This window comes from bacterium, from assembly GCA_021372615.1.
Taxonomy (GTDB): Bacteria; Armatimonadota; Zipacnadia; order Zipacnadales; family UBA11051; genus JAJFUB01.
In genome coordinates this window covers 1-7257 of record JAJFUB010000111.1, presented here as the reverse complement: position 1 = coordinate 7257, position 7257 = coordinate 1, and the positions used below count along the sequence as shown (strand labels likewise).

Annotated in this window: 6 protein-coding genes; 4 read left to right on the top strand and 2 right to left on the bottom strand. The window is 69.6% G+C overall.

The window, feature by feature from the left end; translation table 11 throughout:
* Positions 1-174: 174 nt before the first annotated feature.
* The 4 genes from LLH23_16565 (at position 175) to LLH23_16550 (ending at position 5224) form a co-directional block, all read left to right on the top strand.
* On the top strand, positions 175-1434 hold the full coding sequence (locus tag LLH23_16565) for a hypothetical protein (protein ID MCE5240076.1): 1260 nt from the start codon (positions 175-177) through the stop codon (positions 1432-1434).
* A 92-nt stretch (positions 1435-1526) separates the two neighbouring features.
* Positions 1527-3422: a prolyl oligopeptidase family serine peptidase gene (locus LLH23_16560; protein MCE5240075.1), complete on the top strand. Its 1896-nt coding sequence runs from the start codon at positions 1527-1529 to the stop codon at positions 3420-3422.
* Positions 3423-3481: 59 nt separating this feature from the next.
* A complete protein-coding gene (locus LLH23_16555; GenBank protein MCE5240074.1) occupies positions 3482-4603 on the top strand; it encodes a M48 family metalloprotease in 1122 nt (373 codons plus the stop codon).
* Between the two features lie 33 nt (positions 4604-4636).
* Positions 4637-5224: a hypothetical protein gene (locus tag LLH23_16550; protein ID MCE5240073.1), complete on the top strand. Its 588-nt coding sequence runs from the start codon at positions 4637-4639 to the stop codon at positions 5222-5224.
* On the opposite strand, the gene LLH23_16545 is transcribed toward LLH23_16550, so the two are convergent.
* On the bottom strand, positions 5193-6179 hold the full coding sequence (locus LLH23_16545; GenBank protein ID MCE5240072.1) for a Gfo/Idh/MocA family oxidoreductase: 987 nt from the start codon (positions 6177-6179) through the stop codon (positions 5193-5195). The two genes, LLH23_16550 and LLH23_16545, sit on opposite strands and share 32 nt — an antisense overlap.
* Complete coding sequence (locus tag LLH23_16540) at positions 6172-7197, bottom strand: asparaginase (GenBank protein MCE5240071.1); 1026 nt, start codon at positions 7195-7197, stop codon at positions 6172-6174. The genes LLH23_16545 and LLH23_16540 overlap by 8 nt, the downstream gene beginning before the upstream one ends.
* Between the last annotated feature and the right edge of the window lie 60 nt (positions 7198-7257).

Here is a 7257-nt window from a genome sequence, read left to right as displayed (position 1 = left end):
CGTCGGCTGCGCCGACACCCCGCCCTGGCTGGTGCTGGTAGCCCACCGACAAACGTAGGTCACACCCTCCAGGTCGTGGGTGCCGCGTCGTGTGCGGCGGGCCCCACGACCGCCGGGGAGGCCCTCGCCCCTCGGGGGGCGAAACACTCGCGACCCTGTGCAGGAGACCGCGCCATGACCTTGCCGCAAGTGCTGGCCGAACTGAACCTCGACACCGATCCCGAGCTGCTCGCCCCCCACTGGGACGAGGACCTCGCCTCCCTGCCGGCAGTCCCCGAGCTGCTGCGGCCCGAGGTCTTCCTGCCCCTGTGCGACTATGTCCGCCTCGACCCGGCCGTCGGCCCGCTGATGGAGCAGGTCGCGGCCGAGATCCGGGGCCGCGAGGCCCTGCGGACGCTGTGGTGGCACTGCGCCAACCTGCTCTTCCACCACCTGGACTACCCCGGCGGGCAGGTCCGGCAGTGGCCGGTGCTCGACGGCCTCTTCGGCGACCTGCACGGCCTGCCGTACCTGCTGATGGCCCTGGGGGTAGTACCGCTGATGAAAAAGAAGCACCAGGCGCGCGGCATCCCCGATGAGGTCACGCGCGGCGTGTACGGCAACTTCGAGGAGCTGATGGACAACTTCGCCCAGCTCAACCACGGCCTGATCGGCGCGGACCTGCGCGTCATCTACTGGCTGCGCCACGACTCGGAGGGCGAGCTGTACCGGCTGGGGCGCATGGAGTACATGAACCGGCCCTTCGGCGGCCAGGTGCGGGTGTTCCGCAGCCGCCGGACCGGGGAGGTGCTGGCCCTGGCCGAAGACGGGGTGTGCTACACCGCCGACGGCTACATCGGCGGCCCCGGCGGCCCGGACGATCCGGGCAACTGGACCTCGGTCCTGGACGTGAACGACGAGCGGGCGCGGGGCCATCTCGTCCACCCGCGCGGGCACGCCCTGCGCGACGAGGTCCTCGAACTGCCGCTGAGCGAGTGGGAGTGCGCGCTGCGGCGGGGCGACCACGTGCTCGACACCCACATCCCCGGCGGCGGCGGCTTCCATCCCGACCTGTGCCGCGACTCGATGCGCCAGGCCGCCGAGTTCTTCGCCCACTACTTCCCTGAGCAGCCCTACGTGGGCTTCGGGTGCATGTCCTGGATCCTCAACCCAAAGTGGCATCTCGTCTACCGCCCCGACAGCAACATGACCAAGTGGCAGGAGGAGCTGTACCTCTTCCCCATCCCGTCGAGCGGGCGGGACGGGCTGCACTTCCTGTTCGCCACCGGGGACCTTGACCTGCATACCGCCCCCCGCGACACCAGCATGCGCCGGGCAGTGCTGGACTGGCTGCTGGCCGGCAAGTGGCTGCGCGGCGGCGGCGCCTTCATGTTGACGGAGCAATTGGCGGGCTACGGGAGTCAATACTACCGGAGCCAGCCGCGGTTCGCCTGACCGCGGTCCCTGTGGGAGCGGTCACCGACCGCGACGCCGGCCACAGGGCGGGTGGTAGTGTGGAAAAGAAAAGTCCCTCACAGGACGGTGTCATGCAACGAGTATTCGCCCTGGGCCTGCTCCTGCTGGCCCTCACGCCCTGCACCGCAGAGAACGCCGCCGACCTGCAGCGGGCCCTGTCCCGTATTGAGCCGGGGACCTACCACCGGGCGGACTGGGTCTGGCACACCAACTACGCCCTGGCGGAGCTTTCGCTCAAGCAGGCCACGCTGCTGCGGGGCGGGGGCTTCATCGGCAACCTCGACGGGGCGGAGAAGCAGGTCGTGGCCGCGGGGATGGCGTCCCTGCAGCGCCTGGAGCGCCGGGAGCAGCCTCCGCTGCGGGCCGGGGCGCTCAATGAGCTGGCCTACATCACCGAGAACGACCTGACCGCCCAGCCCTACCACCTGTACCTCCCCCCGGGCTACGACGGCAAGCGGCAGTGGCCCCTGATCGTCTTCCTGCACGGCTACGTGCCCTCCACCAGCGTCGTGGACCCGTGGCTCCCCGTGCCCGAGCACTGCGAGGTCGCCGGCAAGCACGGCTGCCTGCTGCTGGTGCCCTACGGCCGGCGCAACACGGACTTCCAGGGCGTGGGCGAGGTGGATGTCCTGGCCAGCCTCCGGCAGGTCCGCCAGGTCTTCAACGTGGACCCCGACCGGATCTATCTCAGCGGTGTCTCGATGGGCGGGATGGGGGCGTGGAACATCGCCCTGCGCCATCCGGGCCTGTTCGCCGCCGTGACCCCGATGTGCGGGCAGACCGACATGTTCCGCTGGTGGGGCTGGCCGCGCGAGCAGGCGCCACCGTGGAAGCGCTGGCTGATCGAGTGGGACAATGCCCTCGACCAGGTCCCCAATGTGCGCAACCAGAACATTTTCGTGCAGCACGGGGAGCTGGACAACCTGATCCCGGTGGAGCAGACGCGCCTGATGGTGGAGGCCGCCCGGCAGCAGGGCACCCCCATCAAGTGCCTCGAGCAAACGGGGGAGTCGCACTACATCTACTTCCGGACCGAGAGCTATGAGAACGCCTGGAGCTGGGAGAAGCAGTTCACGCTCGACCGCAGCCCGCGCCGGGTGGACCTGAAGCTCTACAGCCTGGAGTACAACCAGGCGTTCTGGCTGACCGTGGACGCCCTGGGGCAGTGGGGCACACCCGGCACTGTGACTGCCGAGGTGAGCCCGGAGAAAGAGAAACTCTCGCTCACCACAGACAACGTGACCGCCGTGACGATAGACAGCCGCACGGCGCGCCTGCCCGAGGGCTGCACGTTCGTGTGGAACGGCCAGCCCGTGGCGGGGCAGCCCGGCCCCGACGGGACCATCGCCCTCCGCCCGGAGGCCCCGCCGCCGCCCCCCCTGCAAAAGCGCCGGGGCCTGTGCGGTCCGTGCGAGGAGGTCTTCGACACGCGCTTCCTGCTGGTGCAGGGCACGGCCGGGGACGAAGCGGCCGACGCCGAGCTGGCCCGGCGCGTGGGGCTGTGGCAGGCCGAATGGGATCAGTTCGCCGACGGCCCCCCGCCCGCGAAGCTCGACACCGAGCTGACCGAAGATGACCTCCAGCAGTGCAACCTGGTGCTGTTCGGGACGCCGCAGACCAACAGCGTGCTGGCCAGGATGGCCGACAGGCTGCCCGTCAGGATCGGCGACCACAGGTATGACATCGGCGGCAAGACGTACGAGGGCGCCCACCTGGGGCTGGTCATGTGCTACCCGAACCCGCTCAACCCGAACCGCTACGTGCTGATCTACTCCGGCGAGCGGCACGGTGAGAGGCTGTCGGTCAACCACAAGCACGACCTGCTGCCGGACTTCGTGGTGTTCACCACCGACAGCTTCGGGCGCGACGACACGAATGACGCCCTGTGCGCGGGGTTCTTCGGCATGGATTGGCAGCTCCACCCGGCCCTGACCTGGGAACCAACGGCACAACAGGGAAACCTTTAGGTATGGAAGGCGTCAGACTAAGGGGGAAGTCAGGGGGCGCGGCCCCCTGAGATTGCATCATGCGCAAACCGCTACTCGCTATCGTGCTGTTCGCTTTGCTTCCGCTGTGGGCGTATGCCAAGCAGTGGTCACCCGACTACGAGTTGAGGGTGGGCAAAGAGGCGGCGGCCGAGGTAGAGAAAAAGTGGAAAGTCGTCACCGACGAGGCCCAGCAGAAGCAACTGGATGAGATCGCCACCACGATCGCGGCCGTCTGCGACCGCCCCGGCGTGAAGTACACCGTCAAGATCATAGATGAGAAGGAAGTCAACGCCTTCAGCCTCCCGGGCGGCTTCGTGTACGTGACCGCCGGGCTGCTGAAGGATGTGCAGTCCGTGCACGAGCTGGCCGGCGTGCTGGCCCACGAGATCACCCACAACACCTTCTACGACGCCCTGGAGCGGGCTGACAAAAGTAAAAAGCTGTTCATGGGCAGCCTGGCCACGGCCATCGGGGCGCTGATTCTGGGGGCCGAAGGGGACAAGCTCTCGGCGGTGCTGGCGGCCGGGGAGTACATCCGCCTCGGCGTGCTGAGCCAGTACTCGATGAAGGTCGAGCTGCGTGCTGACCAGGGCGCGGTCCGCTACCTCATCGCCTCCAAGCGCTACGACCCGGTGGGCATGCTGACCTTCATGGAGCGCCTGGCGGCCGAGGAGCGGCACAAGCCCAAGGTCGAGCTGGGCGTCTATGCCGACCACCCCGACACCGATGAGCGCGTACGCCAGATCATCAGCCAACTCGAGGCGGCCGGCGCGGACATCAACCGCCGCGCCGTGACCAAGTGGGAGCCGCCGAAGGTCGAGGAGAAGGATGTCGAGGGGCGCAAGCTGGCGGTGCTCAGCCTGTGGGGCGTCGAGATCATGCGCTCCGACTACGCGCCCGAGGGGCAGACAGCCGTGAAGCGCCTGGAGGCCGTGGCGGAGAAGCTGCGCCTCGCCCTGGCCGACGGCATCGAGGACTACCAGATCACGGCCGACACCAAGGCCACTCCCCCGCGCGTGATGGCCGGCAAGGACGAGCTGATCGCCGTCACGCCCCAGGATGCCGCCGTCGCGGGTGTGTCGGCGACGGACCTCACGAGCCGGATCGCCAGCAACCTGGGCGCCGCGATGCACAAAGAGAACCTGAACCGCTGGTGGTAGACGCCGGCAGCACTACTCCCCCCGGATGTGAGCATGACTGAGCAGGACGCCCCCCAGGACCAGCCGCAACCCAGGCCGCGCCGCCCCGTCGTCGTGCTGGGCGTGACGCTGGCGGTCGTCGCCATCGTGGCCGCCGGGCTGATCCTCAGCCGCTCCCGAAGCACCGGCGCGAACTCGGTGTCCGCCGTGCCCGGCGACCCGGCCTCCCAGGTGGCGACGGAGCCTGCGCCACCCGCGGCGGTCCCCGAGACGACCAAGAAGGACCGCAAGCACTCCGTGCCCGAACTCGTCCCCGGCAGCCCCCTGGATGACGACAAGTTCGCCCAGATCTCGGCCGAGATCGTGATCGCGGCCATGGGTCTGAAAAAAGACAAGCAGTGGGAGAACAACCTGCTGCTCTACATGCAGAAGACGGTGGACAAGCACGGGGTGACCATCGAGCAGTACAACACCTACGCGCGGGCCCTGTACGACCACCCCGACCGGGGCCGGGCGGTGGCCGAGAACATCATGACGCGGGTGGAGAAGAAGATCGGCACCCGCGTGTCGCTGGACAAGCTGCCGATGTTCCGGTTCGACGAGAAGACCATCAAGCAGTTGCAGAAGAGGCTGGAGAAGTAACCGGCACGGGGCTGCCGCCGGCGGCCGCCTCGCGCACGGCCTCCCATGTCGCCAGGGCCGCGCGGGCCTCCGCCAGCACCTCCGGCTCCGCCGTCCCCGCCACCACACAGGCCAGCAAGTGCTCCATGCAGTGCACCGCCGCGTACTCGTACACGTCCGGCGGTGTCTTCACTCTGGCCGGGAAGAAGTCGCCGCCGTGGGCGATGATCAGCGGCGTCTCGTCCTCGGGGTTGTCCCGCAGCAGGATCATCCCCTCGGCGGTGAAGAGCCGCTGCTCCCCCCACGGTAGCTCCCCCTCCGCCGCGCGTCGCAGGCTCAACTGCGCCGGGACCTCCCCTGGCAGGCGCAGCAGCGCCGCCAGAGCCGTCTCCTGCGCCACGGCGCCCACGACCACCTCGGCCGGCTGCAGCACATGCTGCACGCCCACGATCGCCTCGTACGCGGCGCCGAGCAGATCCACCGCGGGCTCCTCGGCCGGGAGCACCGAGAGGGCGGTGGTCAGCACCGGCGGGGGCAGCTCCTGGCGGCTCAGCAGCTCATCCAGCTTCAGCCGGGCCGGCACGTGCAGGGGATGCAGGGCGCACAGGAGCAGCACCCCGGCCTCCTCGCCGCGCCGCGCCAGCTCGTCCAGCTCAGCCACGGAGGACGTCGGCGGCGAAGCCAGGATGACGTGCTTGCCGGCGCCCAGCGCCAGCCGCGCCGCCTCGAAGCGCCCGGCCACCTCGCCGCAGATGTCCACCAGGCTGACCTCAGGGTCAGCCAGCAGCGGCTCGAGCTGTGCGTGGTCGGCCTTGATGAGGCCATAGCGTCTGCGCAGGCCCGCCCGGGCCTCGTCGTCAGCATCCACCAGCACTGCCCGCCCCACCAGACCGCTGTGGACGCACCCGGCCAGGTGGTGCCTCGCGCTGCCCGAAGCCCCCACGAACCCCACTGTCAGCAGTGGCTGCTTACCCATGCGCGCCTGCCTTCAGTTCCAGCGTGGCCACGATGTCGCCCACATGCGCGCCGTGGCAGTTGTGTATGGGCGGCCGGGCGAAGCGCTCCAGCCGTCCCCGGGCACTCGGCGATAGCCCGCCCACGGCCTCCAGCGCCGCCAGCGTCACCGGCGCGATGGCGCGGCCGGAGCCGTCCGCGAACTTCATCGCCAGGCCCAGGCGGCGCGGGTCGCGCAGCCCTACCAGGAAGGCGCCCTCAGCCCCGCCCTTGGCGATCAGGCGGCCCTCGCCGGCGGCCAGCAACTCGCTGTGGAAGGCCCCCGGGGCCGACACCATGTCGGGCGCGAGGGCGGTCGCCGCCATGATCCGTGTCGCGGCGGCGCGCAGGTCATCGGGCAGAGCGTCGGGGTTGGCCAGCCGGGCGTAGGAGGTCGCCATCGCCAGGACCGACACGGCGATGACCGGCGCGCCACAGCCGTCCACGCCATACCGAAGGCCGTCCTCCGGCACACCCGTCATGATCGCGACGTTGCGCGAGATGAGGCGCTGCAGGGGATGAGCGCGCTCCAGGTAGGTCGCCACGGGCGCCCCCAGCGCCAGCGTGCTGGCCAGCATCCCGGCGTGCTTGCCCGAGCAGTTGTTGTGCAGCGGCGAGGGCGCCTGGCCCTCGCGCACCAGTCGCCGGCGCTCCTCGGCATCGCCCGGGTCGTGCACCCCACACTGCAGCGCGGTCCCGTCGAGGCCCAGCTTGTCCAGGATGCCCTGCACGGTCTCCACATGCATGCGCGAGCCGCTGTGCGAGGCGCAGCAGATGGACAACTCCGTCTCCGTCAGGCCAAAGCGGTCAGCGGCGCCGGTCTGCACGACCGCCAGGGCGCTGAGGGGCTTTTGAGCGGAACGGAAGTAGGCCACGCGCTCCGGGTTGCCGCTGGACAGCAGCACCTGCCCCTCCGTGTTGGCGATGACGAGGTCACCGAGGTGGTGGCTCTCGTTCACCTCCCCGCGCGTGACAACGGCCAGTAGTGCGAAGTCAGTCATGGTTCTCTCCCTCGGTCAGCGCACCAACGGGAAGTAGGTCGTGGGTGGCGGGGGGGGGGG

What these genes read in the sequence shown, in the direction of transcription:
- LLH23_16550 (MCE5240073.1), top strand. Translation starts at nt 4,637, where the DNA reads ATGACTGAGCAGGACGCCCCCCAGGACCAGCCGCAACCCAGGCCGCGC.
- LLH23_16560 (MCE5240075.1), top strand. Translation starts at nt 1,527, where the DNA reads ATGCAACGAGTATTCGCCCTGGGCCTGCTCCTGCTGGCCCTCACGCCC.
- LLH23_16565 (MCE5240076.1), top strand. Translation starts at nt 175, where the DNA reads ATGACCTTGCCGCAAGTGCTGGCCGAACTGAACCTCGACACCGATCCC.
- LLH23_16540 (MCE5240071.1), bottom strand. Translation starts at nt 7,197, where the DNA reads ATGACTGACTTCGCACTACTGGCCGTTGTCACGCGCGGGGAGGTGAAC.
- LLH23_16545 (MCE5240072.1), bottom strand. Translation starts at nt 6,179, where the DNA reads ATGGGTAAGCAGCCACTGCTGACAGTGGGGTTCGTGGGGGCTTCGGGC.
- LLH23_16555 (MCE5240074.1), top strand. Translation starts at nt 3,482, where the DNA reads ATGCGCAAACCGCTACTCGCTATCGTGCTGTTCGCTTTGCTTCCGCTG.